Genomic DNA, 26,715 nt, shown 5'->3' with positions numbered 1-26,715 from the left:
ATGGCTCTATAGATGCTGCATCTTGGTTTATCGGAATGATGCAGGATCCACAGAAACTCTATTTTTAGTTGTCTAAACGCTTGATCAATTCAGCGGTAGACATATAGCCGCCTAAATATATGCCTTCGGCATTATAAATTGCAGGTGTGCCATTTACGCCCATATTTAAGCCCAATTGATATTGAGCACGAACAGGGTTTTTACAGTTGGCAGGCGCAATTGATGCACCATTCATAACCGCATTAAAGGCTGCATGACGGTCTTCGCTACACCAGATCGCTTCCATGTTCGGCATGTGCTGTTCGCCACGTGGCCAAGCAATATAACGGACTTCAATGCCTTTGCCGTTCATTTCATCCATTTGTTCATGCAGACGATGGCAATATGGGCAGCTGACATCTGTAAATACATAAATGACGTGTTTGGTTTTGCCTTTGGCAGGAAAGACCAGTAAATCTTCTTGCTTTAATTCAGCAAAGATTTTTTTGTTCACACCTGCTTGTAGGTTTTCACTGACGTTATGCAGTTCTTTGTCACCTAAACGGATCACATCACCCTGAATAATGTATTTGCCGTCACTGGTGGCATAGACCGATGACATGCCTTCAAGACTCACCCAAAATAAATTTGGAACTTCCGTGGCTTTAATGTCGGTAATTTTGGCGTTGATGCCTGCGGTTTTAAAATGTTGTTGCAAGGTCGTGCTTAATCGCTGTTGTGCATTGCGTTCAATTAGGGTTGATGCTTCACCCGTAGCAGGGGCACTAGCGGTAAGCGTGGTTTGTTTTTTATCGTCGTTGTTTGCATTTGAACATGCGGTGATTGCAAAAGCACTTGCCAGTGAGCAGGCAATCAAAAGTGTCGAGCGGGTAAATGTCATAAACAACCCTTTCTTGTTGGCAAAAAATAGAGCGCTAGCATAACAAAAAATATTCATGATCGTTAGACTCTGTTGCTATTTATAAAATGGCAACAGAGTCTATGCTTCTACGTGGTTTTTATTTTAAGCCCGTGGATGATATTGGGCATGCAATTGCTGCATACGGATTTGTGCGACGTGGGTATAAATTTGTGTGGTGGATAAATCGCTGTGTCCAAGTAGCATTTGTACCACGCGTAAATCTGCCCCATGATTGAGTAAATGTGTGGCAAAGGCATGTCTTAATGTGTGTGGCGATAACTCGGCCTGAATCCCTGCTTGCAGAGCATAGCGTTTAATGGCATACCAGAAATTTTGACGGCTCATGATGCCGCCATGCACCGTTAAAAATAGATAATCGGTGGCACTTTTATACAGTTGTGGACGTGACTCGGTTAAATATTTTTCTATCCACTCACAAGCAACTTGTCCCATAGGCACCAAACGCTCTTTATTACCTTTACCTACAATTCGTAAATAGCCTTGTTTTAGGTTGATCAATTCTAAACGTAAATTCAGTAACTCAGTAACCCGTAAACCGCAAGCATATAAGACTTCTAGCATGGCACGATCTCTTAATCCTAGTGCAGTGTTGATATCTGGGGCGTGAATTAAAGCTTCCACATCGGCTTCAGATAAATCTTTGGGTAAGGCACGACCTAATTTTGGAGTTTTATGCGCAGCAACAGGGTTGTCAGAACGTAGTTTGTGTTCTCTTAAAAATTTATAAAAAGAACGTAGCGCAGATAGGCAGCGCGCAATAGAGCGGGGGCTTTTTTGTTGTTTGGTGAGTTCGATGAGTACATCCGAAATATCGTCATGATCCCATTCAGGCATAGCTTTGCTGACATAATTGCTGCACTGAATTAAATCGGACAAATAGGCATTGCGAGTATGCGGGCTAACACTTTGTGCAATTAAATCGTTGCGATAGCCTTCCAAAAAACTCAAAGTTTCAGGAATTAATATTGCAGCAGGAATACGAGGTTTTTTGTTTAGCATAGGCATCACAGAGAAAATCACAAAATTAATTGAGAAATTTGATAATAAGCAGCGTTATTTTCTACTCTAATCCAATTCAGCAGGGCTGTCGATGTGATATAAAACATTCAAATGTAAGTTGACCTTATTTGTTAATTGTTCTCATTTGCGTATATAATGGGCAAAATAGTATAGGAATTTCACGGTGCGTTTGTCAGAACTCAAAGCAAAACAAACAGCCATCATCCGTCAGGTACTTCGGACTGCCGATGGTGCAACATCCCTAAATGATTTGGTTGCGAATCGCTTAGAAACGTTAGGCTTTGTGCCTGGGACGCCTGTGCAGGTGATCACTAAAGGTATTTTTGGTGGAGATCCAATCTTAATTCAAGTGGGATTTACCCGTTTTGCCTTGCGCAAAGTAGAAGCTCAACGCATAGAAATTGAGCAAGGAGCATCTGCATGAGTGATCCCTTACGTATCGCACTTGTAGGGAATCCAAACTGCGGTAAAACTTCTTTATTTAACCATTTGACAGGGAAGCGTCAGAAAGTTGCAAACTATGCGGGTGTTACCGTAGAGCGCAAGCTTGGGCAGTTCAGCTTGCCTTCAGGGCAGGCGGTGCGGGTTTTAGATTTACCTGGCACTTACAGCTTAGAAGCCACCAGTCCCGACGAAGCCATTACCCGAGATGTAGTACAGGGCAAAATTGCTGAAGAAGGTCAGCAAGATGCATTTTTGTGTGTGGTCGATGCGACCAACCTAAAACTGCATTTGGGTTTAGTGCTTGAAATGATTGAGTTGGGACGTCCAATTTTATTGGTGCTCAACATGATGGATGAAGCACGCCGCCGCGGGATGCAAATTAATACGCAAAAATTGTCTGAGCGTTTGGGTGTGACTGTGGTGGAAACTGTTGCGGTGCGTGATTCAGGTATTCAAAATTTAATGCACGCCTTAGATCAGGGCAAATTTGCTGTTCCGCAGACAGAATTGACAGGCCTAACAGGCAGCCAGCATCAGCGTATTCAAACCATTTTGCATGATGTAGTGCAGTTTGTAGATGAAGAAGACAAACGCTCTGATTTCCTCGATAAAATCTTTTTACATCCTGTATTTGGTTTAGTCAGCCTTGCGGTGATGATGTTTATTGTCTTCCAGGCCGYATTTGCTTGGGCTGCACCGTTTATGGATGGCATCGAAAGTTTATTTGGCTGGCTAGGTGAAGTGATTGGCGAAAACATTAGCCATCCCTTACTGAACAGCTTAATTGTGGATGGCATTATTGCAGGTGCAGGCGGTGTAGTGGTGTTCTTGCCGCAAATTTTAATTCTGTTCCTGTTTATTTTAATTCTGGAGGAATCAGGCTATTTGCCACGTGCCGCATTCTTGCTCGATAAACTGATGTTTAGCGCAGGTTTGAGTGGTCGTGCCTTTATTCCATTGCTGTCTAGTTTTGCCTGTGCAGTTCCAGGGATTATGGCCACCCGCAGCATTGCCGACCCACGCGATCGTCTAACCACGATTATGGTCGCGCCGTTAATGACTTGTTCTGCTCGCTTACCTGTATATGCCTTGCTCATCGCTGCATTCATTCCCAATCAAACCGTCTGGGGTATGTTTAATTTACAAGGCCTAGTGCTATTCAGTCTTTATATGGCGGGTATTTTWAGTGCCTTAGGCGTATCTATTKTGCTTAAATTTTTGCAAAAAGATAAATCTGAGCATGTCTTGCTGATGGAACTACCAAGCTACCGTTTTCCAGACCTAAAAAGTGTATGGATTGGTTTGTTGGATCGCGCCAAAATTTTCTTAAAGCGTGTCGGTGGTATTATTTTTGCGCTGTCGATTTTATTGTGGTTCTTGTGTACCTTCCCGCAACCGCCTGAAGGTGCGACCCTGCCTGCAATTGACTACAGTTTTGCAGGGATGCTGGGGCATGTGTTACAGCCAATTTTTGCTCCAGTTGGGTTTAACTGGCAAATTGTGATTGCCTTGATTCCTGCGATGGCAGCGCGTGAAGTGGTCGTGGCTGCCTTAGGCACAGTCTATGCCTTATCTGCAGTGAATGAAGATGCTATGTCTCAAGGCTTGGCTGCATTAATCAGTGGCGGTGGCGAACTGGGTTGGTCATTGGCAACGGGTTTGTCGTTATTKGTGTGGTTTATTTATGCACCGCATTGTTTGGCGACTTTGGCCACCGTAAAGCGTGAAACAGGTTCATGGCGTACAGTAAGTTTTATGACGGTGTATTTATTTGGTTTGGCTTATTTCATGTCATTTTTGACTTATCAAACAGCATCTTATTTTTTGGGCTAAGGCTATTTTAGGCTTCACAGGAGAATACAAACATGATTGAAATTCTGATTGTTGCTGCATTGGTGCTGTGGAGTGCTGTGGTCGTCTTTAAAAAAGTCTTTCCTCAAACCTCTAGCGCAGTTTTTCTAAAACTGTCCAATTTCTGTGCTGAAAAAGGCTGGCATGGCTTGGCCAAGTGGCTAAAACCTGCAGCAGCGGCAGGCTGTGGTGGTAGTTGTGGTTGTGATCATTCAGACCAAACCGCAGAAAAGAAAGTTGAAGTTCAAGCGGTGAAGTGGAAATAGAGTTGATTCACTGTAGGGATATTCTTTTTTAAAAAACCGTCAGCATTATGACGGTTTTTTTACGCACTGACACAAAAAATTTGCAGAAACTGCAAACAGAAAAAGCATTCAAAACAGCAAAGTGCTACCATTTTGTCAGTTTCAAAATTACCGCACAAAATGGGGCAAAAATGTTAATACAACGTGGTGGATTAAAAGTCGTTGCAGGGCTTGGTATTTCGGGTGTTGCAGCCGTTAATTTCTTACATCATCAGGGTTACCGCGTTGCTGTGACAGACTCTCGCCCCACACCTCCAGGACATGATCAAATTCCAGCCGAGGTTGAAACTCGTTTTGGGGAGTTTGATCAGGATTTATTGCTGTCTGCAGAAGAAATTGTGATTAGCCCTGGGCTAGACCCAAAATTACCTGAAATTCAGTCTGCGATGGCGCAGGGTATTCCTGTGGTGAGTGAAATTCAAATATTACGTCGTGCAACCGACAAACCTATTGTGGCTATTACTGGTTCAAATGCGAAAAGTACCGTGACCACGCTCATTGGTTTAATGGCAGAGCAGGCGGGTAAAAAGGTAGCTGTGGGTGGTAATTTAGGCCGTCCTGCGTTGGATTTGATTAAAGATGATCCTGAGCTGTATATATTGGAACTCTCCAGTTTTCAGCTAGAAACCACATCGAATTTAAATGCAGAAGTGGCGGTGGTGCTGAATATGAGTGAAGATCACTTAGACCGCCATGGCGATATGCTGGGTTATCACACTGCCAAACATCGTATTTTCCAAGGTGTCAAAAAAGTAGTGTTTAACCGTGATGATGCCTTGAGCCGTCCGTTAGTACCCGATCAAACCCCAATGCAAAGTTTTGGCTTAAATGCGCCTGACCTAAACCAATTCGGTTTATTAAAAGATGATGATGGCAGCATGTGGCTAGCACGTGGGCGTGAGCGTTTATTGAAAAGTACCGAAATGTATATTCAAGGTACGCATAACATTGCCAATGCCTTGGCTTGTTTGGCTTTGGGTGAAGCCATTGGTTTAGCTATGCACAGCATGCTGGAAACGCTGAAAACCTTTAAAGGTTTGGAGCATCGTTGTGAGTTCGTCAAAGAATTACATGGGGTGCGTTATTATAATGACTCCAAAGGAACCAATATTGGTGCAACTTTGGCGGCCTTAGATGGCTTGGGCGCAGCAATTCAGGCACAAGGTGGCAAGGTTGCGATTATTTTAGGTGGGCAAGGCAAAGGGCAGGACTTTACTGCGCTACGTCAATCATTGCAACAATATGCCAAACTGGCAGTGTTGATTGGTGAGGATGCTACGAAAATTGAAACAGCAGTTGCGGGAACAACCCAACTCTTAACTGCAGATACCTTGCAACAAGCCGTTGAAATCTGCCAACAACATACACAGGCGCATGATGTGGTGTTATTGTCACCTGCATGTGCAAGTTTTGATATGTTCTCGGGCTATCCAGAACGTGGTCACAAGTTCGTTGCTTATGTCAACGCACTGGTATAACAACAATAAGGTGTGAGATATGGCTGGCTTTGCTCAGACAACAATCAATAAACTCAATCAGGTCTATGATCGCTGGTTACCCAAACTGCCAGCGGAAGTGAATGTACGCAATGTACTGATTTTTAGCGTACTAGCGTTGTTGTGTATTGGCTCAATCATGGTGGCGTCGGCTTCGATGCCTTATGCCGAGCGTATGCATGAAAATGCCTTTCACTATGTATTGCGTCACGGCATTTCAATTGTGGTGGCATTGGGAGCTGCCGTGGTTGCCTATCGAGTGCCGCTGAATACCTGGTTTAACAACACCTTTTTTCTGTGGATTGTGACCATTGCTTTGTTAGCTGCAGTCTTGTTGGTGGGTACTGAGGTCAATGGTTCTAAACGCTGGATTCGGGTCGCAGGCTTTACCTTGCAAGCGTCCGAAGTCGCTAAAGTGATGATGGCTATTTTTACCGCTGACTATGTGGTACGCCGTGCCGAAGAAGTGCGTAATAACATTAAAGGGTTGATTCGTCTTGCTGTGATTATGGCAGTCACGGTAGGTTTGGTGATTGCAGAGCCTGACTTGGGGGCGACAGTGGTGATTGCCTTGACCATGTTGGGGGTGTTCTTTTTAGCGGGTGCACCATTAATTCAGTTTGGTATTGCTTTTGGGGCGATTATTGCCGCCTTTGTGTTTTTAGTGGTATTCGAACCTTATCGTTTTGAGCGTTTAATGTCGTTCTCAAACCCATGGAATGATCCTTTGGGTGTCGGCTATCAGTTGTCTAATGCTTTAATGGCATTTGGACGCGGTGAATGGGTAGGGGTAGGTTTGGGGCATAGTATCCAGAAAATGTCCTATTTGCCTGAAGCACATACAGACTTTATGTTGGCTGTCTTGGGTGAAGAATTTGGTTTCTTAGGCATTTTGGTGGTGCTGTGCTTCTCTTTTGCGATGCTGATTGCCTGTATTAAAATTGGTCATCGTGCCCTAAAAAACCAGTACTTACGTGCAGGGTATTTGGCTTATGGTATCAGCATTATTTTCTTATTGCAGATTATGGTGAACGCGGGCATGAACATGGGCATGTTGCCGACCAAAGGTTTGACCCTGCCTTTTATTAGTTATGGTGGTTCATCGTTAATTATGTGTGCAGTGATGGTGAGTTTGATTCTGAAAATTGAAGCCAACACGCACGAGATTAACCCAAGCCGTGAGGAATCGAATTTCTAGAATTTATTCTTCTATTTCGCTTCTTGCTGAGTATGGTGCAACACCATGCTTGGCATGACTGTGCCACAATGTAAACACTTGACCGTGGTGTTTTGCCGTCTAGACACAGGGAACAAGGCAATAAAAAATAAGGAAAAATATTGTCGTTGCTGTCTGAGTTCATAGTTACTGCAGGTGCGGCAAACGGGGCATTTAAATTGCTTTTTTTCGACTACTTTGGTTTTAGGTCCCACACCAAAAATAAAAAACATAACACAACCTCAACTGATCAATTCACTTTGAGCATAACTGAATTTTAAGTTTTATAAATAATAGCCGTGTAAAGTTGTACCTGTAGGAATACGTGAAAGATCCCATTGTTGAATGGCTTGTGCGAGCATCCGTGCAGGCGTGTCTAATTCGACAGCAACCTGATTTAATGCGCTTAAGGCGGCCTGTAGTAACTTTGGCGCTTGGGCTAAATCTAAAGCTTGTGCCAAGTTCTGTTTAGACAGTTTTTGCCCTTGCGCATTCATGGCTAAAGGCAGGTGCGTGTATGTGAGTTGAGGGTAGCCTAACAGTTGTCCCAAATAGATTTGTCGTGCTGTGTTGTCGAGTAAATCTGCACCACGAACCACATGGGTAATGCCTTGCAAATAATCATCCACCACTACTGCCAATTGATAATTGATAATGCCATCACGCCGTTTCAGGACAAAATCGCTCAAGTCTTGTGCAAGGTTGGAACATTGTTTTCCTTGCAAGCGGTCTTGAAAGCAAATTTCTTGGTCTGTGACTTTGACCCGAATCGCTTGATTGGTAAAATCTAAGCCTAAATTGCGGCAAGTCCCTGCATAAATATGATTGGAGCCAAGCATTTTACGGGTGCATTGACAGGCATAGACCAAGCCGCGTTGCTGCAATTGTTGTAATACGGCTGCATAGAGATCAAGTCGATCTTTCTGGAAAATAATTTCGGCATCGGGTTCAAATTGAAAGGCATCTATACAGCGCAAGATATTGCTTTCACTGCCTGGGTAGATGCGTGGAATGTCAGTATCTTCAATACGTACCAACCAAGTGCCGTGCTGAGCTTTGGCATCGCAATAACTGGCAACGGCAGTGATAAGAGAGCCAAAATGCAAAGGGCCAGTTGGCGATGGTGCGAACCGACCTGAGTAGCGTGTCAGCGAAATATGATCTCGCTGACGCGTATGCTCCGCTAAGGAATTTTCAACAGTCACAATTAACCGTTATTTTGCTTCTCTTTGATCTCTGCAAAAGTTTTACAGTCAATACATAGTGTTGCCGTTGGACGTGCTTCTAAGCGACGCAAACCGATTTCGATACCGCAAGTTTCACAGAAACCATAATCATCGTTTTTAATCGCTTCAATAGATTGTTCAATTTTACGAATCAATTTACGTTCACGGTCACGAGTACGTAATTCAATCGCAAATTCTTCTTCTTGTGTCGCGCGGTCATTTACATCAGGCAAAGCTGTATTTTCGTCTTGCATGGTGTTGAGTGTACGATCTACTTCTGACATTAACTCTTCTTTCCACGCCATGAGAATTTGACGGAAATGTTCGAGTTGTCCTTCAGACATGTATTCTTCATTCTTTTTCGGCTGATAAGGTGCAATACCAAATAAGCTAGCTGTAGAACCACCCTCTAAAGCCTTTGGCTTCGCCTTACGCACGCGTTTTGTAGCTTTTTCTTCTACAAGATCTGTTTGTTCGTCCAAGACTTGATTTAGGTTGTCATTCGCCATGTAGGACATTCCTCATCATATGCGTAAGATTCATACGCGAAAAATATGGTGATATGCAAGTGTTTTTATCCACTCCCTCAGAAAGAATTCTTTCTTCGGGGGACGTCATCATATAGACTTTTTTTGATTCTGGATAGTCTTTGATGTTTGGATGTGTTATCGCATTTTTTGTTGAAGGCATAAAGTAAAGCAAAAAAAATAAAATGGAAAGTTAATAACCTGAAATTTCAAAATTTATTTGTTGTTCGAAATGCTCAACCCGATGCACTTGGGTGCTATAACTGCCATCTGCATTCAAATGTAACACACGGTAACCTGGTGCTTCAGGTCCAAGCGCAAAGTGCTGGCTATGCGGTTTAAATTGCACACAGGTTGAAGGCGTAGAGTAAAACTGAATCCCTTGCCATTCATTGAGTGAGTCTTGATGAACATGCCCGCACAGTAACAATTTGACGTTGTTGTGTCGTGCCAAGACATCAATTAAGGATTCGGTATTTTTAAGTTTATGCTGATCAATCCAGTGGGACTGCATATCAAAAGGGTGGTGATGACAGGCAATAATTACCTGCTGATGGGCATGTTGCTGTAAAAGCTGATCTAATTGTTGTAATTGTGCTGCATCCATCCAACCATCGATCCGACCTTTGACCGCAGTATTGAGTAAAATGACACTCCAATTACCCAACTCAATTGCATGAACTTCATTGGACTGTAAATGAAATGGAAAAATTGCTATATCATCATGATTACCCGGAATCTGGAAATGCGGTGTATTTAAAGTCTGCATAAACTGCAAATAACGCTGATAGGTTTCAGTAACGGGTATTTGTGCTAAATCGCCCGTATGGAAAATAGCATCAAGCCGCGGGTATTGCTGTTGAATATCATGCATCACCGCATGAAAGCTACGTTCAGGATTCATATGCACAAACTCTAAATCTTCCTGATTCATGAGGTGCGTATCGGAAATTTGTACAATGGTCCAGCGTTGCTGCTGATTGTTTGAGATTAAAGTCATGCCTGACCCCTTAGACATCCTTTACGGTTTTAATTTGTTGTTGTAACCATTGCAATGCCATGATGACAGGTGCATTTTTTAGCCGACCATTGGTTAGCAAGTTTGGAATTTCCCGATAATCAATAATGTGTAATTGAATGTTTTCTCCTTCATCAGGCATACCAAACACGCCACCTTCCTGTGGTAAGGTGGTGTTCGCACTATATAAGTGGAACAATTCTGCGCATGCCCCTGCAGATGGATAAAAACTGAATAAATGTTGTAATTCTTTTAACTCGCAGCCCGATTCTTCTAAAGCTTCACGACGAATACAGCTTTCAGGTGATTCATCACCATCTAGCACCCCTGCAATCACTTCAAGTTGCCAAGGTGAGTCGTGATCATCAATTGCACCAATGCGGAATTGTTCAATTAGGGCAAATTTTTGTTGTGCTGCATCATAAATGAGTACCCCAGCCGCTTCAGGACGTTGAATGAGTTCACGCTGAAGGACTGGGGTATAGGTGGTTTGATTAAACAAGCGATGACTCAGGCTGACTTTTTCAACCTGAATAAAACCACGATACAGGTATTCACGCTGGTGAATCTGTGCATCGTGTTGTCCATAAGTTGCTTGTTGAATAATCTTCATAAATTCTCATCAGGATGAGCAAAGCATAATTTCATCCTAGCTGAGATTTTATTGAATACAAACGCTTTTTAAACAAATTAGAGCTTATGGTACAATTTTTGACCATGTTCCTGATAAGCGGTTTTCATGGCTTTGAGACCTGATTCGACCTCTGCATCCACTTGCTCCGTTTTGGTCGCAGCATTTTGATTTTGTGCATAATCTCTCACGTTTTGCGTGATTTTCATCGAACAGAACTTCGGTCCACACATCGAACAGAAGTGTGCAGATTTATGCGCTTCTTTCGGCATAGTTTCATCATGCATGCTGCGTGCAGTATCTGGGTCAAGGCTCAGGTTAAACTGATCTTCCCAGCGGAATTCAAAACGTGCTTTAGATAGGGCATTGTCACGGGCTTGTGCACCTGGATGACCTTTGGCAAGGTCAGCCGCATGGGCTGCAATCTTATAGGTGATGATGCCGTCTTTGACGTCTTTTTTGTTCGGTAAGCCTAAGTGTTCTTTCGGCGTGACATAGCACAGCATCGCAGTGCCGTACCAACCAATCATCGCTGCACCAATTGCAGAAGTAATATGGTCATAACCCGGTGCAATATCAGTGGTTAATGGGCCGAGTGTATAGAATGGTGCTTCTTTACAGACTTCAAGTTGCAAGTCCATATTTTCTTTGACCATGTGCATTGGCACGTGACCCGGACCTTCAATCATCACTTGCACATCATGTTCCCAAGCGCGGTGGGTCAATTCACCCAAAGTCCGCAGTTCGCTGAATTGTGCTTCATCGTTGGCATCTTGAATACACCCCGGACGTAAACCATCACCCAAGCTGAACGATACATCGTAAGCTTTCATGATTTCGCATATTTCATCAAAGTGCGTGTAGAGGAAGTTTTCTTCATGATGCGCCAAACACCACTGCGCCATGATTGAACCGCCACGCGATACAATACCTGTTAAGCGATTGGCTGTGAGTGGTACATAACGCAATAACACACCTGCGTGAATGGTGAAGTAATCTACACCTTGTTCAGCTTGTTCAATCAGGGTGTCTTTAAAGATTTCCCAAGTCAGGTCTTCAGCAACACCGTTTACTTTTTCTAAGGCCTGATAAATAGGAACAGTACCAATTGGTACAGGTGAATTACGGATAATCCATTCACGGGTTTCATGGATGTTCTTACCTGTCGATAAGTCCATGATGGTATCTGCGCCCCAACGGGTCGCCCAAGTCATTTTTGCGACTTCTTCATCAATACTTGAACCTAGTGCCGAGTTACCAATATTGGCATTGATTTTTACCAAGAAATTGCGACCAATAATCATGGGTTCACATTCTGGATGGTTAATGTTGGCAGGAATAATTGCACGACCTTCTGCCACTTCCTGACGTACAAATTCAGGCGTGATTTCAGTGAGGTTTTTAGCCCCAAAGTTTTGCCCTGGGTGCTGACGCATATCGACACCTTCGCGTTGGCGTTGGTTTTCACGAATCGCGATATATTCCATTTCTGGAGTGATGATGCCTTGTTTGGCATAGTGCATTTGGGTGACGTTTTTACCCGCTTTGGCACGGCGCGGCTTTTGAATATGGGCAAAACGAATCTCTGCAGTTCGGATATCGCGTAAACGCTCTTGCCCAAATACAGAGCTGAGGGTTTCTAGTTTTTCGGTGTCTTGACGCTCTTCAATCCATCTTTCGCGAACGTTTGGCAAACCTTTGTTTAGATCAATTTCAACATTAGGATCGGTGTATACACCTGAAGTGTCATACACCATAAGTGGTGGATTGTGCTCACCGCCTAAACCTGTTGGGGTGTCGGTCAGTTCAATTTCACGCATTGGTACCTGAATGTCTGGGCGTGAGCCTTGAATATAGACTTTTTTTGATGCAGGCAAAATACGGGTTAAATCTTTGGCATCTTGCTCGTGTTGAGCAGAAATGTCAGCAGGGGATAGATTCGTTAATTGGTTCATTGCAATGATCCTGAAGAATGAAATCAACGAATCAAGCACGACCAAAAACATTGCAATTGAGTGGTTGAAACTTTTACAGCTCAACATTAACCGTTTGGCGAGGTTTTTAGGTGGCTTGATTCCTACGCAGGTTTTAACCTGATCAGGTTCAACGGTACTTGAGTTTAAATCTGTGTTGCAGGCCACTGAGCAAGCAACAAAGAATGGACACAATCTCAGCGAGGAATTACTCGCGCTCCGTCAAGCTGTATAAATAGTAGCACGTTGTCGGTATAAAAGCAGACTTCACGTGGCTTTTATTCTCTAGCACTTCCTGACAAGGCTTTGAGGCTTGAGTGACTTTGGACAATTAACGAGTAATGCAAATGGCGTCGCTAAAGCAATCACGTTTAGCATCGATTGAGATATTTTTTAAATTTAAATATTGATTCAACTGTGCATGGACCAAGGCATAATCACCGTAATCACGCTGTTCACGTGCAGTGGGCTGTACTGCAATTTCAGTGAGTCGTTGTTCACTGCTCATGTGTATAAAAGCAAGAAATTTACGCGCTTGTTCTGCTAAGGGTGATTTTTGCAACTTTACCAGTTTTTTAACTTCAAATAATACGGCGGGTTGGATACTGGATTCATCGACATAGTCCTGTGAAACAGGATTATTGATTGTGCCTTTAAACAGCAGCATGGCATACACTTTGGCTAGGTAACGTGCATCGCGTATAAAGTGACTTTTAGGATAACGCTGCACGTAATCTTCCCAAAATAAGGCGCGTTCAGCCAAATCGGTAGCATCAAGGGTGAGCCCACCATCACGCAAACTATGCTGCATATTGTCTTTAGCCATTCTTTCAATAAAAATCTGCTCGGCATCGGGCATGTACGGGGCAAAAATAATGGCTAAATATTGCGGGCTACGGCGATAAACCTGTTGTGCTTCACCAGCATCGTATAGCTCTAAATAGGCTTGTCCTTTGTGTTTCAATAAATATTGATCGCGTAAAGCAAAGTTTTCAAAATGACTTTGCTGAATGGTCGGATGCTGTGCCATATCAAAAGCATGTTGATCAAAAGCTGCTTGTTCTGCAGCGCTGCGTTCCACATGCAAAAAACGCTGATACATTTGGGTCGAAAGATTAAGCAAATTTAATTGCTCATTTAAAGGCAGCAAGGGTAGGCAGACTTTTAAATCCTGATTGATTTGTTCTAGCGCAAACGTGGTGCGAGTATTGTCAATTTGCTGCATATTGTGCTGAATGTTTTCACACATTTGGGTCAAATCTACAGGTTCGCTAGCACTGGTCTCTACCTTTGGTGGTTCAGGTACGGGAGGTGTATCTGAATTTTGGCAAGCGAGCAAACACAGACAACTCCCAAGCAGCAGGGCAAGTTTACTGGCGTGAAGAAATTTAACCATTACAGCAATTCAACATGAGTATTCATTCATCATCTAGTACCTTCATTTCAGGCACAATGGATTCCAAAAATTCAAAATGAGTCATTCATACCAAAATTCTAAATTTCAAATATTCTCTGCGAAGCACACAGTTTTAGAAACTTGGATCGAAGGACGAAGGGAGAGCTTGTATTGTAAAGTCAAAGCCACGGAGTACATTGTAGTATTCTGCTAGAGTTTGGTTACATGACTGTGAGTAAGTACCACTTTATGCAGCGATTGTTAGTATGTGTATGGCTTTGCTTATGTATTGCAATGAATTGAAATAATATGAAAAATTTTCAAAATTAATTAGGACTTACGCACTATTATTTAAAGATTCTCTGTGGTAGCAGATGATTTTTATCGAGAATAAAGTCATCAATGAAGTTTTTGATAACTGGTCTAAATAATTTCTTCTGCCAACGATATACATTTTCAAAGATCCGCTCAAACTGGTTCTTTTGTATCTCGACGTAGGCCATCAAGGCTGAAAAAATATGATTCAAAATCAGTTTAGATCGTCTTACTTGAAACTTTTCAATATGACAAACCTGTTTAATCACCCGGTGATATTGCTCTATTTTCCAATGACTTGAATGTAATTCATGAATTTCTTCTGCCAACGATATACATTTTCAAAGATCCGCTCAAACTGGTTCTTTTGTATCTCGACGTAGGCCATCAAGGCTGAAAAAATATGATTCAAAATCAGTTTAGATCGTCTTACTTGAAACTTTTCAATATGACAAACCTGTTTAATCACCCGGTGATATTGCTCTATTTTCCAATGACTTGAATGTAATTCATGAAAACCCTCAAAGGACAATAAATCATCTTCATCTTGATGCACAATATAAAACCTCTGCTGTTCTTTTAACTGAGTCTTAAATAATTGTACAAAGCCAAAATCTTTGAGCCAGACCACTTGACCCTGATGGAAATTTGGCAATAAACGCAGTTGAAACCATTGTCCTTTTTCTGGGGAAACCTTACGGTTACAGTCGATACCAAACATAAATCGAATACCATATTTTCTTATGGTTTTTAGATTTCCAGTCGATGAATACCAACTATCACCTGTAATAAATTGAATCTTTGCACCCCAACTGAGTACTTCACTTAACATATCCATAAAGTAATCATTCTTGGTTTTACTTTCAGATTTGTCATAAATTCGGAAATTAATTGGAATATTTTGACCATTTTGATCTGTCGCATACAAGGTAATGAGATTAATACCCTATGAATACCAACTATCACCTGTAATAAATTGAATCTTTGCACCCCAACTGAGTACTTCACTTAACATATCCATAAAGTAATCATTCTTGGTTTTACTTTCAGATTTGTCATAAATTCGGAAATTAATTGGAATATTTTGACCATTTTGATCTGTCGCATACAAGGTAATGAGATTAATACCCTTGACGGATCGGTGGTGTTTGCCTGACCAAAAATAGCTAACCAAGTCCATATGTTGACTATATGGTTTATCTAAAACAGTATCATCAATACTGACTATAAGTTTATTATTATCAATATKTTGAATTGATTCTTGATATAGGTCGTGAGGTGTGTAGTCTTCACGCTCTAGAAAGCGATTTACACTATCATGCGAGATATTATAAGTCTCGGCAAGTTGTGTGCAGCTAATAGAGTTCGGTTCTGTCATGAGAAAGCCCATATAAATGGGTAATGTACAAGTTGCTGTAGAAGCATGTTTAATTCGTCTGATCACAGATACTTTATAAAGTATTTTAATACTTTTTTGAATCCGTCAATGCGTAAGTCCTATTAATGAAAATCATACGAAAAAAATGCAAATTCGCTTTAGTATGGGCGGTGTAAAAATACATTGCAGTAGGATTGATGAATTTACACAGTGGGTTGATCGAATAATAATGAAAAAAATGATGTTAGTGACATGCTTATGTTGGATGAGTTCAAGCGCTTTTGCTTTGGATTTAATGCAAGCCTATCAGCGTGCTCAAAATAGCGATCCAACTTGGCGCGCACAACAATTACAATATCAGGCCGATCAATTGAATTTAGGGCTTGCGCAAGGCAATTTACTGCCAACTGTGACTCTGTCGGGCAATATCACCCGTAAAAGTCAGGAAATGAGTCGAGTCAATATTGCCAGTTCCTCGCCAGAGCTTTTAAGCAGTTCATCTTCAACTTCACGTCAAGTCGCGTTAACAGCACGTCAGCCTTTATTTCGTTGGGATGCTTGGCAAGCCCTGAAACAAGTCAAAACCTCGTTAAGCCTGAGTGAAGTCACCTTACGTTTACAACAACAGCAACATATTTTGAATGTATCAGAAGCGTATTTTAACGTGCTGCGACAACAGTCTTTAACAACAGCATATTTACAAGAAGAAAAAGCTTTGCTTGAACAGCTCAATATGATGAATGCCAAACTGCGCGAGGGTTTGGTAGCTAAAAGTGAAGTTAGTGAAGCCAATGCACAATATCAAAATGCACGGGCAAACCGGATTGCCACACATGTGCAGTTGGTTTTGGCACAAGAGCAGTTGGCACAATTGATTGGACCGTATCACGAAAGTTTGGCAGTTTTACGAGATGACTTTCAATTTCAAAAACCTGTGCCTGAAAGTTTAGAGTCATGGTCACAATTGGCACAAACTCAAAATTTGGCCATTCAGCAGGCACGTTTACAGCGACAATATGCCGAAGATGCACGTCGAGTTGAGCAAGCGGCACGTTATCCGCAGGTAGAAGCTGTGGGCAGTTATGGTTATGCCAAACAAAGCCCTGAAAGTATCATGTCGCCCGATGGTCAGTTTGATCAGGTCGGGATTGAGATGAACTGGAATGTGTTTAGCGGTGGCCGGGTCAATAAAAATGTGCAAAAGGCAGCAGTTTTGGTACAAAAGTCTGAAGCTGAATTAGATGCTGCGATTCGTAAAGCCAATACCGATGTGAAACAGGCGTATTTACAAGTCGAAACTGATCAAGCCAAATTGCAGGCGCGGCAAGCTGCAATGAATTCTGCAGATTTGGTGGCACGAGCATCCAAAGCGCAATATCAGGAAGGTTTAAAAACTATGGTAGATGTACTGTTGGCACAGCGTAACGCCTTTTCTGCCAAACAGGATTATCTCAATGCGCAGTATGATTATTTAAAGCATGTGCTACAGTTAAAAGCAGCAGTTGGGCAGTTGATCGAACAAGATGTACAGGAAATGAATGCTTGGTTGATTCAGAAATCTGCATAAAATCATTTTGTCATCTGTATAAGGTATGTTGTTTAAAGACGGAAACGATCAGACTTGAGAGTTTGGTGAGAAAATGTCATAAAAGCGTCATCATTGCTATGCTTTAATATTCAATTATTGCTTCAGTCTATCCTTTTGTTGTGGAGTGTATTCCTTGAGTACGAATAATCCTGTGTTAAGTCACCATATTTCTTCTCAGTTCAATGAAGATTTACAGGATGTAAATACCAAATTTATGACCATGGGTGGTTTGGTAGAGCAGCAGGTTGCCAACTCGATTCATGCACTCTTGGATACCGATGCAGCTTTGGCGGTAGAAGTTCAGTTCCAAGATAATGCTGTCAACCGCATGGAAACCGAAATTGATGAAGCCTTAACATTAATTTTGGCGCGCCGTCATCCTGCCGCAATTGACTTGCGTATGGTGATTGCCATGTCTAAAGCCAATACTGACTTAGAGCGTATTGGTGATGAAGCTGCAAAAATTGCCCGTATTGCTCAAAACTTATGTGAAGAAGGCGGTTCACCACGTGGCTATATGGAAACACGTCATATTGGTAACCAGGTGCGTGTCATGATTCATGATGCACTAGATGCTTTTGCGCGTTTAGATGTCGATCAAGCACTACGTGTTTTACTTGCCGATGCTGATATTGATCGTGAATATCAATCTGCAACACGTACCCTGATGACCTATATGATTGAAGATCCACGACATATTTCACGTGTGATTAATGTGATGTGGGTTTTACGTTCATTAGAGCGTATTGGTGACCACGCACGAAATATTTCAGAGCAAGTGATTTATATGGTGAAAGGTTTGGACGTACGTCATACCAGCGTTAAAGAAATTGAAGAAAAAGTACAGGAACGCTAAGTACAGTTTTTTTGAATATTCAGCCTCATCGGACGATGGGGCTTTTTTTTGCTTAAATTATTCTTCTAGATTTTGGGTGATCTTTAAGATTTGAAACAGCCTGAATTTTGGATAAAAAAATCTCAGACTTTGGGGGAAATCTGAGATTGAAATCGAGAATATTTATTATAGCGAGAGATCCTTGCTTATCTCCTCAAAATAAGTATAGAAAAATCACACGCAAGAATCATGTGGTATATTGTAGTGGAATGTAGCGTTTTATGTACAAATGTATTTTGGAATTACATTGTTATTCGTGTGATTTATTTTTTATGATTTTATTTGAAATCATCGCCTAAGCCACTATTTTTAGGGCTTAAAAATGTAAATGTTCATCTTTAAAAAATCAGCAACAGCTTTCATTTTTTGAATCTTCTTTCAGTTGTTTTGCTGCATGGCAGTAGGTCATGCAAAAAAAGGCATAAAAAAGAGCCTTCGTGAAGACTCTTCTTTGGTATTAGTGCGTGATCTCAGTATCGCATGATGCAAGTGCAAATACTGGTTTGGAATTAGTTTTGAGGTTTTAAACCTTCAGCGACTTCTAAGCTAGCATCATTGTTCAGGAATTTTTCACGCTGTTCTTCAAGAAACTTTTTCGCATCGGCCTCAAACACATTTAAACGCTTTTCGTTAATGAGTGTAGTTTGGTGTTTGAGCCATTCTTGCCATGCCTGCTTAGACACGGTTTCAAACAGTTCTTGACCTTTTGCACCTGGAAATGGTGCAAAATCCATCGCATCCATTTCCTTTTGATATTTACGACAAAACACTTGTTTAGACATAGCGACTTCCCGGTTAGGCATAAAGTTGGGCAAGACGTGCTTGAGCACGTTCAATTGCTGCAGCGACTTGTGCAGGTGCAGTACCACCAATATGATCACGTGCATTTACAGAAGCTTCAAGGGTTAAGGCTTTTTCAAATACATCGGCTTGAATCAAGTCAGAGAATTGTTGTAATTGCGCTAAGCTCAGTTCAGACAGGTCTTTACCTTCTTGAACACCCAAGGCTACGGCTTTACCTACAATTTCATGCGCATCACGGAAGGCTACGCCATTTTTCACCAAGTAATCTGCAAGGTCGGTTGCGGTAGAGAAACCACGCAATGCTGCTTCACGCATTTCTGCAATATTCGGTACTAAGGCAGGAATCATGTCGGCAAATGCCATGAGCGAGCCGCGTACAGTATCAATTGCATCAAACAATGGTTCTTTGTCTTCTTGGTTGTCTTTGTTGTAGGCAAGCGGTTGACCTTTCATCAGGGTCAATAGACTCATTAAATCACCATAAACACGACCTGTTTTACCACGCACCAATTCAGGCACGTCTGGGTTTTTCTTCTGCGGCATAATAGATGAGCCAGTGCAGAAACGGTCGGGAATATTCACAAATTTAAACTGTGCCGATGTCCACAAAATCAATTCTTCAGACATGCGCGACAAGTGCATCATAATTAAAGATGCAGCGGCGTTAAACTCAATTCCGAAATCACGGTCAGATACGGCATCTAACGAGTTTTCAGATACAGCTTCAAAGCCCAATAATTCTGCGGTAAAAGCGCGGTCAATTGGGTAAGTAGTCCCTGCTAAAGCAGCAGAGCCTAAAGGCATGCGATTAACACGCTTACGGCAGTCAATTAAACGCTCAGAGTCACGTACCAGCATTTCAAACCACGCCATAAGGTGATGACCAAAAGTCACAGGCTGTGCGGTTTGTAAATGGGTGAAACCAGGCATAATGGTATGGGTGTTTTTGGCTGCCAAGCTCAAAATGCCGTGTTGTAATTTTTTTAATAATTCTAAAATGGCATCAATTTCGTCACGGACATACAAACGAATATCGGTTGCTACTTGGTCGTTACGGCTACGACCTGTATGTAATTTTTTACCTGTAATGCCAATACGCTGAGTAAGACGTGATTCGATGTTCATGTGGACATCTTCAAGATCAATACGCCATTCAAATTGACCTGCTTCAATTTCAGCCTGAATGGTATTTAAACCTTGAATAATATCGTCACGCTCTTCAGTTGTAAGTACGCCTACTTTGGCAAGCATCGTTGCATGCGCAATTGAGCCAGCAATATCTTGTTTATAAAAGCGTTGGTCAAATTGAACAGATGCTGTAAATTCAGCAACAAAAGCATCAGTCGCTTCAGAGAAACGACCGCCCCACATACCCGAAGTTTGGGCTTGTGACGGATTTGAGGAATTAGAAGATGTGGTCATATCGGCTCAATAAAGTAAAAAGCGGTGATTTGGACAAGAGTATAACAAATTCAGATTCACTTGCCGAAGAACAAGCCAATCAAACTTATGCTGATACGCAGGCAGAACAACATGAGCTGTATTTTTTTACGAAAATAGGACGTTGGCAATATCTAATTGAATTATTTATTGGCAGTAATGCCTTGGCGATGGTCTTGGCATTGGCTGAAGCTCAAGGTTGGCACGGCTTAAGTTTTGCTCGGGTGCTGCAATACGTGCTTTACATCAATTGGGTGGTGTTATGTTTTGCGGCCTTGGTGGAATTTTTTCAAGCACGTTTTTTACGCATGGGCTTGAGTTTATCTTTTTTGGTCAGCTTTTTGCTGCTGCAAGGCATCGTGTTGCTGACCACACTCAGTTTAAATACATTGTTGCATTTTGGGCAAAAATTTCATCTACAACAATTTGGTATAGATGATCTGTTACATGGTGTCGGACTGCATTTGAGTTATGGTGTATTATTGGGCGCATTTTGCTTTCGGTATATTTATGTACGTGAACAGGCAATTCAGCAACAGCACAGTGAATTACAAGCGCGGGTACATGCCATGCAGGCGCGTATTCATCCACATTTTTTATTCAATAGTTTAAATAATGTGATTAGTCTCATTGCCATAGATCCCGATAAAGCCGAGCAAATGCTGCTCAATTTATCACGTTTATTTCGTGCCAGTTTGCAAGAATTAAAACTGGTAAGCCTGAAAGATGAAATTGAACTTTGTCAGCGATATTTAGATATAGAACAAATTCGTTTAGGTGAACGACTGACCGTAGAATGGAAAATTGAACAACCGCAACTGCTCAGTCAGGTACAAATTCCCTTATTAACTTTACAACCCTTGTTAGAAAATAGTATTTTTCATGGAGTTGAAAAAGTTTTAGCAAAGAGTACGATAAGTATATTGATCGAAATATTGCAAAACCAAGTCAATATTGTCATTACAAATCCGTATGTCAGCGATAAAATAAATTTAAGACAAGGACACGGTATTGCGCTACAAAACGTGAAACAGCGTTTACAGGCTTATTATGGACGAAGTGTCACTTTTCAAAGTTATGCAGGGAAAGGTATGTACACAACGGTATTGCAATATCGCTATAAATAAAAATTGTGATTGTTCAAATTTTTCTTAACTTGATAAAAATAAAGTATTCAAATCATAAGGAGGGGAAATGGACATCCTAATTTGTGATGATGAGCCTCTAGCAAGAGAGCGATTATCACGTTTGGTCACTCAATTGGGGCATCATGTAGTAGCAACGGCAGCTCATGGGCAACAGGCGATTGAACTGGCAGATGAACATCAGCCGGATGTCATATTATTAGATATTCAAATGCCGGGAATGGATGGTTTAAGTTGCGCTCAACATTTGCGTGAGCTTGACCCAACGCCAGCCATTGTGTTTTGTACCGCCTACGATCAACATGCACTTGAGGCATTTAAGTCCCATGCGGAAGGCTATTTGTTAAAACCTATTATGCAACAGGAATTGCAACAGGTTTTAGATCATTTAACAAAACTCACGCAAGCGCAGATGAGTCATTTAAAACAAAAAGAAAATATGGACGAATTAAAAATAAAACGTCACCAAATTGCTGCGAAAACCTATCGTGGTGTAGAGTTGGTGCCTCTAGAAAATATCTATTATTTTTTAGCCGATCAGAAATATGTCACGGTGCGTCATAAAAATGGCAGTGTCTTGATTGATGAAACGCTGAAAGATTTAGAAAGCGAATTTGGTGATCAATTTATTCGCATTCACCGAAATGCTTTGGTCTCGATTCAGTTTTTGGAGGGGCTAGAAGTGGTCAATTCAGGACAGTATCAGGTGCGTTGCCGCGAGCTAGATGAGCGTTTGGCTGTTAGTCGACGACATTTACCTTTATTGCGAGAACGCATCCAAAAACTCTAATTGATCATTCTCATCGCAGATGAATACGCAACAGATTGATAAATCAGTAAAGAAATAGGCTTGCATTTTTAGGGGATCAGGTTAAGTTTAGATGAACTTATTTATCTTGCTTAGCTGTTATGATGAAAACCCTGAAAATTGCCACTCGACAAAGCCCGCYTGCGTTATGGCAGGCTGAACACATTCGTGCCCGCTTAGAGGCGATGCATGCCGATTTAACTGTTGAGTTGGTGACTTTTGTCACACAGGGCGATAAAATTTTAGATACCCCACTGGCAAAAATTGGGGGGAAAGGCTTATTTGTCAAAGAATTAGAAGCTGCTTTAATGGATGGTCGTGCCGATTTAGCCGTACATTCCATGAAAGATGTACCCATGGCATTGCCTGAAGGGTTAAGCTTGGCGGTCATTTGTGAGCGTGAAGACCCGTTCGATGCCTTTGTATCGAACCATTATGCCAGTTTTGCAGATTTACCACAGGGCGCTAAAGTCGGAACCTCAAGCTTGCGCCGCAAATGTCAAATTTTAAAAGCACGTCCAGATTTAGAGATTATTGATTTACGTGGCAATGTGGGCACGCGCCTGTCTAAGCTAGATGATGGTCAGTATGACGCAATTATTTTAGCCAGTGCAGGATTAAGGCGTTTGGGCTTGGCAGAGCGCATTCGCCATACTATTCAGCCGGATGTGAGCCTACCTGCAGTGGGGCAAGGGGCTTTGGGTCTGGAATGTCGTAGCCAAGATCAGGCGGTTCTGGATTTGATTTTGCCGTTAATGCATGCTGAAACCACTGTGTGTGTACGTGCCGAACGTGCTTTTAATGCTTACTTAGAAGGCGGTTGTCAGGTACCAATTGCAGGCTATGCAACTTTGCAGAATGGTCAATTGCAGATTGAAGGTCGTGTTGGTAGTGTCGATGGGCGAACCATTCTTAAAGCTGTGCAACATGGTGCACCTGAACAGGCTGAAATGCTAGGTGAAGAATTGGCAAAAGCTTTATTGGCACAAGGTGCGGGTGAATTACTGAAAGCCTTGTATCAATAGTCCATATTGCGCCAGAAGCCCATGCTATTCATTAATACCCGACCTAAAGATCGTGCAGAGGTCTTAACTCAGGCTTTGCAACAACAGCATATTGAGGTCATTGACTTGCCCTTGTTGCAGCTTACTGCACAGCCGTGGTCAGAGCAACTGGCTAATTTATACACTCAGTTGCCACATACACATATTATTGTGGTGGTCAGTCCTACTGCAGTCGATATTGGGATGAAATATTTAACCCAAAGCCAAATATCCTTGCAGGATTTGCAACATATACGTTGGGTGGCTGTGGGTGAGAAAACTGCAGAAGTTTTACGCGGATATGGTGTTCATAGCGAAGTCCCGCAGGTTGAAACCTCCGAAGGGATGCTGAGTTTGCCGTGTTTGCAAAATTTAAAAGTGGGCACACAAATTGCTTTTTGGCGTGGTGAGGGCGGTCGGCAATTTATGATGCAAACGCTGCTTGATCAGGGGATGCAGATCCATAATTTTGTGTTGTATCGGCGGGAATGTCCTGCCAGTTCTATTGGAAAAATGCAGGCAGTACGCGCACGTTTAATACAATCTTCAGAATTTATCATGATGATTAGCAGTGAAGCCAGTTGGTTAAACTGGCTGAGCTTGATTCAGCAGGAATTTGATTTACTGAACAGAGGATATTATTGGGTATTAGGTGATCGTTTAGAGAAAATTTTACTCGATTATCAAACGCAGCATCATGCAAAATATAAAGTATTGAAGTTGACCCATTTAAAAACAGAATTAATATTGCAGCACATGATGCTCATGCAAGGAAAGCTATGAAAAAACTGGTTGTGATCGTGATGTTGATTGCGTTGATTTGGATCGTTAAATTAAGTTTTGATGTGATGCAAGTTTCGACGCAACAACAGCAACTCAGTCAAAGTTTGCATTTAGTAGAAAAAAATATTGCCAATTTAAATGATCAACTGGTGGCTTTACAGCGACGTAATTATACACAAGGTGCAGCAGAACAGCCCGCAGTATCCAGCGCTGCGCCGCAAGAAGATGCTATTCAGCCAATGGAGATGGTGGCGCAGCAATTGGACTTGGTGGAATTTTCCTTACAACAACAACAGTTTCACTATGCGACTGAAAAACTGGCAAATTTAGATCGTGAGTTGAACGAATATGCTTTAGCCCCTGCTTTGAAACAAAGTTTGCACCAAGTCATTCAGCAAGATCAGAAACAAATTCAACAATTCATAACAACACGTGATGCGCAATATCAACAAGTAAGTCAGTTGTTGCAGCAATTAGATCAACAATTAAAACAGCAAGCTCAACAGCCTGAGCTGAACCCTGCCGATGTCGATGATCGTTTTTTTTGGCAAAAATGGCTGAGTATTGAATCTGCCAAGCAACCTGCGACACAGTTGATGCAGCGCCAGATTATTTTAAAAGAAGCACAATTGCGTCTATTGCTGGCTCGACAAATCTTTATACAAGGTCAATATGTGCAATATCAACAAGAAGTGAATGACATTATTCAGTTATTACAACAATTGCCTGATCAGAAAGCACAGCAATTGGTTCAGCAATTAGAAAAAATTAAAAATTTAAATATCGTTCCAACGCCAAGTTTAAAAACACGTGCTTTATTGGGGGCGGTATAAATGAAACAGATTTTACTCGCCTATGTGGTGGTCAGTATTGTACTGGTCGCTTTGCTGAGCGTACTGAGTTATGGGTATGGTTCAGGCTATGTTTATGTGTATTGGCGCCAATGGCAATTACAAACCAATATTTGGTTGTTGTTGTTCTTTTTCTTATCGATCAGTGTTTCACTACAAATTTTATGGTTGTTGTTAAAGCGCTATTTTAGCCGTGAGCAGCGTAAGGTTGAAACAGTATTTAACTTTAAAAATCTGCATCCTTATGAGCAATTCGCGGTCATTTGGTTGCTAGATGCTGCAGAAGATCAACACCAGTTTATTCGACAGGTGTTTGCCCAGTCAGGCTTGCTGAAAGGGGTGATGGAAGCACGTATGTACTCCATTCAACAGCAATATCCGCAAGCATTGGCTGCTTTAAATCAAAGCAGTGCCATGGCGTTTGAGTTGGCAGAAATACAGCGTATTGAAATTTATTTGGCGCAGCAACAACCTGAACAAGCTTTGACGCATTTAGAGTTTTTGAATCAGCACGAATTATCGCCGTGGTTATTTAAAGTCAAAACGGCTTATCAAAAGCGTCTAATTGCCTTGTGGGGCGAATTTGCCACGCAATATCCTTGGCATTATTTACGTTCGACCAAATACGGGCATTTAGATGCAGACACCAAGCAAAAGTGGCTGACTGAGTTATTAACCCAATTTGAGCAGGCTGATGCAGAAAATTTACAGGCTTTGCAGCAGCGTTATAGTGATTTAAGTGAGCAGATTTTCAGTCAGTCTTATGCCATTCAGGTGTTGTGGTTGAAGTTATTGTCGCGTCTGCCTGATTTGGCCGCACAACATGAACGTCTTGCGGTACAGATGTTGAGTGAACAGTTTAATCAGGAAGTGTTTTATTTATGGTTCCAACAGCAGTTGTTAAAACAACAACCTGATTATGCCAAAATTGAAAAGCAAATAAATCTGTGGGAACAGAAATACCCTGCATTACCTGTATTTAGTTTTGCCAAATGGCATATTTTTACAGCAACAGCGCGTTATTCAGAAGCCGAGCAATTACTGGATTTATATCCTGAACACGTATTAATGAGTTATTTAAGAGTTAAATCTAATTTAAAAGATCAGCCTGAATTATTAAAACAGTTAAATTTAATCTTTGAAAATAATTCTAATTTTGTCGAAATTAAAATTTAAGGGTGAGTTGTGTTAACACTAGCAGATTATCCAATTGTTTTTGAGCAGCGTGTTGCATGGGGAGATATGGATGCTTTTGGGCATGTCAATAATGTGATCTATTACCGTTATATTGAAAGTGCGCGTTTATATTATTTAGACCATTTAAAAATTTTACAGCAAGATGGGCGAATTCAAACATGAGGTGCGACAGTTTGAAAAGTCTTATGATAATCAACAAGCTGAGCAAATTTCTCTAATGGTGTAAGCCAATCTAACGCTTTTCTAGGACGAGTATTCAGTGACATGGCAACTTGATTTAAATAATGCTGATCTGCCTGATTTAAATCAATCCCTTTAGGTAAATATTGCCTAATTAAACCATTCATATTTTCGCATGTGCCTTTTTGCCAGGGTGAATGTGGGTCACAGAAATATACATCTATGCCTAAATCTTCTTCAAGTATTTTATGTTCTGCCATCTC

Annotated in this window: 26 protein-coding genes, 3 pseudogenes and 1 riboswitch; of the genes and pseudogenes, 15 read left to right on the top strand and 14 right to left on the bottom strand. The window is 41.6% G+C overall.

Annotation, left to right across the window (positions count from 1 at the left end; translation table 11 throughout):
- Nucleotides 1-64: 64 nt before the first annotated feature.
- Together BJN41_RS09215 and xerD are read right to left on the bottom strand one after the other, a co-directional pair.
- The gene (locus BJN41_RS09215; RefSeq protein ID WP_070154722.1) at nucleotides 65-880 is read right to left on the bottom strand and encodes a DsbC family protein; all 816 of its coding nucleotides are present in this window, start codon (nucleotides 878-880) and stop codon (nucleotides 65-67) included.
- 123 nt (nucleotides 881-1,003) lie between these two features.
- Entirely contained in the window at nucleotides 1,004-1,921 is a 918-nt protein-coding gene (xerD, locus tag BJN41_RS09210; protein ID WP_070154790.1) for a site-specific tyrosine recombinase XerD, read from the bottom strand.
- Between the two features lie 184 nt (nucleotides 1,922-2,105).
- Here xerD and BJN41_RS09205 point away from each other — a divergent pair, with 184 nt between their 5' ends.
- The 5 genes from BJN41_RS09205 (at nucleotide 2,106) to ftsW (ending at nucleotide 7,236) form a co-directional block, all read left to right on the top strand.
- Entirely contained in the window at nucleotides 2,106-2,366 is a 261-nt protein-coding gene (locus tag BJN41_RS09205) for a FeoA family protein (RefSeq protein ID WP_019838134.1), read from the top strand.
- A complete protein-coding gene (gene feoB, locus BJN41_RS09200) occupies nucleotides 2,363-4,219 on the top strand; it encodes a ferrous iron transporter B (protein ID WP_070154720.1) in 1,857 nt (618 codons plus the stop codon). Before BJN41_RS09205 ends, feoB begins: the two co-directional genes overlap by 4 nt.
- A 32-nt stretch (nucleotides 4,220-4,251) precedes the next feature.
- The gene (locus tag BJN41_RS09195; RefSeq protein ID WP_070154718.1) at nucleotides 4,252-4,503 is read left to right on the top strand and encodes a DUF6587 family protein; all 252 of its coding nucleotides are present in this window, start codon (nucleotides 4,252-4,254) and stop codon (nucleotides 4,501-4,503) included.
- 170 nt (nucleotides 4,504-4,673) lie between these two features.
- Nucleotides 4,674-6,020, top strand: a complete 1,347-nt coding sequence (gene murD, locus BJN41_RS09190; protein WP_070154788.1) for a UDP-N-acetylmuramoyl-L-alanine--D-glutamate ligase — start codon at nucleotides 4,674-4,676, stop codon at nucleotides 6,018-6,020.
- A gap of 19 nt (nucleotides 6,021-6,039) precedes the next feature.
- Nucleotides 6,040-7,236, top strand: coding sequence for a putative lipid II flippase FtsW (gene ftsW / locus BJN41_RS09185; protein WP_070154716.1), 1,197 nt, complete (start codon nucleotides 6,040-6,042; stop codon nucleotides 7,234-7,236).
- An 11-nt stretch (nucleotides 7,237-7,247) separates the two neighbouring features.
- Here ftsW and BJN41_RS09180 read toward each other — a convergent pair whose 3' ends face one another.
- The 6 genes from BJN41_RS09180 to thiC form a co-directional block, all read right to left on the bottom strand.
- Nucleotides 7,248-7,487 (bottom strand): zinc-ribbon domain-containing protein, encoded by a 240-nt coding sequence (locus tag BJN41_RS09180; RefSeq protein WP_019838130.1) that lies wholly within the window; start codon nucleotides 7,485-7,487, stop codon nucleotides 7,248-7,250.
- 51 nt (nucleotides 7,488-7,538) lie between these two features.
- Nucleotides 7,539-8,459 (bottom strand): tRNA glutamyl-Q(34) synthetase GluQRS, encoded by a 921-nt coding sequence (gene gluQRS, locus BJN41_RS09175; RefSeq protein ID WP_019838129.1) that lies wholly within the window; start codon nucleotides 8,457-8,459, stop codon nucleotides 7,539-7,541.
- Between the two features lie 2 nt (nucleotides 8,460-8,461).
- The gene (dksA, locus tag BJN41_RS09170; protein WP_019838128.1) at nucleotides 8,462-8,989 is read right to left on the bottom strand and encodes an RNA polymerase-binding protein DksA; all 528 of its coding nucleotides are present in this window, start codon (nucleotides 8,987-8,989) and stop codon (nucleotides 8,462-8,464) included.
- Between the two features lie 211 nt (nucleotides 8,990-9,200).
- On the bottom strand, nucleotides 9,201-10,007 hold the full coding sequence (gene cpdA / locus BJN41_RS09165) for a 3',5'-cyclic-AMP phosphodiesterase (protein WP_019838127.1): 807 nt from the start codon (nucleotides 10,005-10,007) through the stop codon (nucleotides 9,201-9,203).
- A gap of 10 nt (nucleotides 10,008-10,017) precedes the next feature.
- On the bottom strand, nucleotides 10,018-10,638 hold the full coding sequence (locus tag BJN41_RS09160; protein ID WP_019838126.1) for an NUDIX domain-containing protein: 621 nt from the start codon (nucleotides 10,636-10,638) through the stop codon (nucleotides 10,018-10,020).
- A gap of 77 nt (nucleotides 10,639-10,715) precedes the next feature.
- A complete protein-coding gene (gene thiC / locus BJN41_RS09155; RefSeq protein ID WP_070154786.1) occupies nucleotides 10,716-12,611 on the bottom strand; it encodes a phosphomethylpyrimidine synthase ThiC in 1,896 nt (631 codons plus the stop codon).
- A gap of 4 nt (nucleotides 12,612-12,615) precedes the next feature.
- On the opposite strand from thiC, the gene BJN41_RS15550 reads away from it, so the two are divergent.
- Nucleotides 12,616-12,753, top strand: a complete 138-nt coding sequence (locus tag BJN41_RS15550; protein ID WP_019838124.1) for a hypothetical protein — start codon at nucleotides 12,616-12,618, stop codon at nucleotides 12,751-12,753.
- A riboswitch (TPP riboswitch) is annotated at nucleotides 12,714-12,861 on the bottom strand. (Overlaps the previous gene by 40 nt.)
- A 99-nt stretch (nucleotides 12,862-12,960) precedes the next feature.
- On the opposite strand, the gene BJN41_RS09150 is transcribed toward BJN41_RS15550, so the two are convergent.
- From BJN41_RS09150 to BJN41_RS09135, 3 genes and pseudogenes are all read right to left on the bottom strand, one after another.
- Nucleotides 12,961-14,025 carry a hypothetical protein gene (locus tag BJN41_RS09150; RefSeq protein ID WP_019838123.1) on the bottom strand — a complete coding sequence of 355 codons (1,065 nt, stop codon included), beginning with the start codon at nucleotides 14,023-14,025 and terminating at the stop codon, nucleotides 12,961-12,963.
- A 616-nt stretch (nucleotides 14,026-14,641) separates the two neighbouring features.
- Nucleotides 14,642-15,286: pseudogene (locus BJN41_RS09140) on the bottom strand (transposase); the annotation flags it as partial.
- A 15-nt stretch (nucleotides 15,287-15,301) separates the two neighbouring features.
- Nucleotides 15,302-15,784, bottom strand: a pseudogene (locus BJN41_RS09135) (IS701 family transposase); the annotation flags it as partial.
- A gap of 163 nt (nucleotides 15,785-15,947) precedes the next feature.
- Between BJN41_RS09135 and BJN41_RS09130 the strand changes: the two are divergent.
- Together BJN41_RS09130 and phoU are read left to right on the top strand one after the other, a co-directional pair.
- Complete coding sequence (locus tag BJN41_RS09130; RefSeq protein WP_070154711.1) at nucleotides 15,948-17,285, top strand: TolC family outer membrane protein; 1,338 nt, start codon at nucleotides 15,948-15,950, stop codon at nucleotides 17,283-17,285.
- A 154-nt stretch (nucleotides 17,286-17,439) separates the two neighbouring features.
- Nucleotides 17,440-18,162: a phosphate signaling complex protein PhoU gene (gene phoU / locus BJN41_RS09125; protein ID WP_019838121.1), complete on the top strand. Its 723-nt coding sequence runs from the start codon at nucleotides 17,440-17,442 to the stop codon at nucleotides 18,160-18,162.
- 548 nt (nucleotides 18,163-18,710) lie between these two features.
- On the opposite strand, the gene BJN41_RS09120 is transcribed toward phoU, so the two are convergent.
- A complete protein-coding gene (locus BJN41_RS09120) occupies nucleotides 18,711-18,983 on the bottom strand; it encodes an oxidative damage protection protein (protein ID WP_026438236.1) in 273 nt (90 codons plus the stop codon).
- 13 nt (nucleotides 18,984-18,996) lie between these two features.
- On the bottom strand, nucleotides 18,997-20,427 hold the full coding sequence (gene argH, locus BJN41_RS09115; protein ID WP_171257432.1) for an argininosuccinate lyase: 1,431 nt from the start codon (nucleotides 20,425-20,427) through the stop codon (nucleotides 18,997-18,999).
- Here argH and BJN41_RS09110 point away from each other — a divergent pair.
- The 7 genes and pseudogenes from BJN41_RS09110 to BJN41_RS15155 all read left to right on the top strand — a co-directional run.
- Nucleotides 20,418-21,572, top strand: coding sequence for a sensor histidine kinase (locus tag BJN41_RS09110; protein WP_019838118.1), 1,155 nt, complete (start codon nucleotides 20,418-20,420; stop codon nucleotides 21,570-21,572). The genes argH and BJN41_RS09110 overlap by 10 nt on opposite strands.
- A gap of 67 nt (nucleotides 21,573-21,639) precedes the next feature.
- Complete coding sequence (locus tag BJN41_RS09105) at nucleotides 21,640-22,380, top strand: LytR/AlgR family response regulator transcription factor (RefSeq protein WP_070154710.1); 741 nt, start codon at nucleotides 21,640-21,642, stop codon at nucleotides 22,378-22,380.
- A 122-nt stretch (nucleotides 22,381-22,502) separates the two neighbouring features.
- Complete coding sequence (gene hemC, locus BJN41_RS09100; protein ID WP_070154708.1) at nucleotides 22,503-23,423, top strand: hydroxymethylbilane synthase; 921 nt, start codon at nucleotides 22,503-22,505, stop codon at nucleotides 23,421-23,423.
- A 21-nt stretch (nucleotides 23,424-23,444) separates the two neighbouring features.
- Nucleotides 23,445-24,224: a uroporphyrinogen-III synthase gene (locus tag BJN41_RS09095; protein WP_070154706.1), complete on the top strand. Its 780-nt coding sequence runs from the start codon at nucleotides 23,445-23,447 to the stop codon at nucleotides 24,222-24,224.
- On the top strand, nucleotides 24,221-25,057 hold the full coding sequence (locus tag BJN41_RS09090; RefSeq protein WP_070154704.1) for a hypothetical protein: 837 nt from the start codon (nucleotides 24,221-24,223) through the stop codon (nucleotides 25,055-25,057). Before BJN41_RS09095 ends, BJN41_RS09090 begins: the two co-directional genes overlap by 4 nt.
- On the top strand, nucleotides 25,058-26,251 hold the full coding sequence (locus BJN41_RS09085; RefSeq protein ID WP_070154702.1) for a hypothetical protein: 1,194 nt from the start codon (nucleotides 25,058-25,060) through the stop codon (nucleotides 26,249-26,251).
- Between the two features lie 9 nt (nucleotides 26,252-26,260).
- A pseudogene (locus BJN41_RS15155) lies at nucleotides 26,261-26,416 on the top strand (acyl-CoA thioesterase); the annotation flags it as partial.
- 8 nt (nucleotides 26,417-26,424) lie between these two features.
- Here BJN41_RS15155 and BJN41_RS14805 read toward each other — a convergent pair.
- Nucleotides 26,425-26,715 (bottom strand): IS30 family transposase (locus tag BJN41_RS14805; RefSeq protein WP_031978708.1); only part of this gene is annotated, 291 nt, incomplete at its 5' end.

The organism is Acinetobacter towneri (genome assembly GCF_001758345.1).
Lineage (GTDB): Bacteria > Pseudomonadota > Gammaproteobacteria > Pseudomonadales > Moraxellaceae > Acinetobacter > Acinetobacter towneri_A.
Note: the sequence above shows the minus strand (reverse complement) of the source record. Positions and strands in the feature narration are given on the sequence as shown.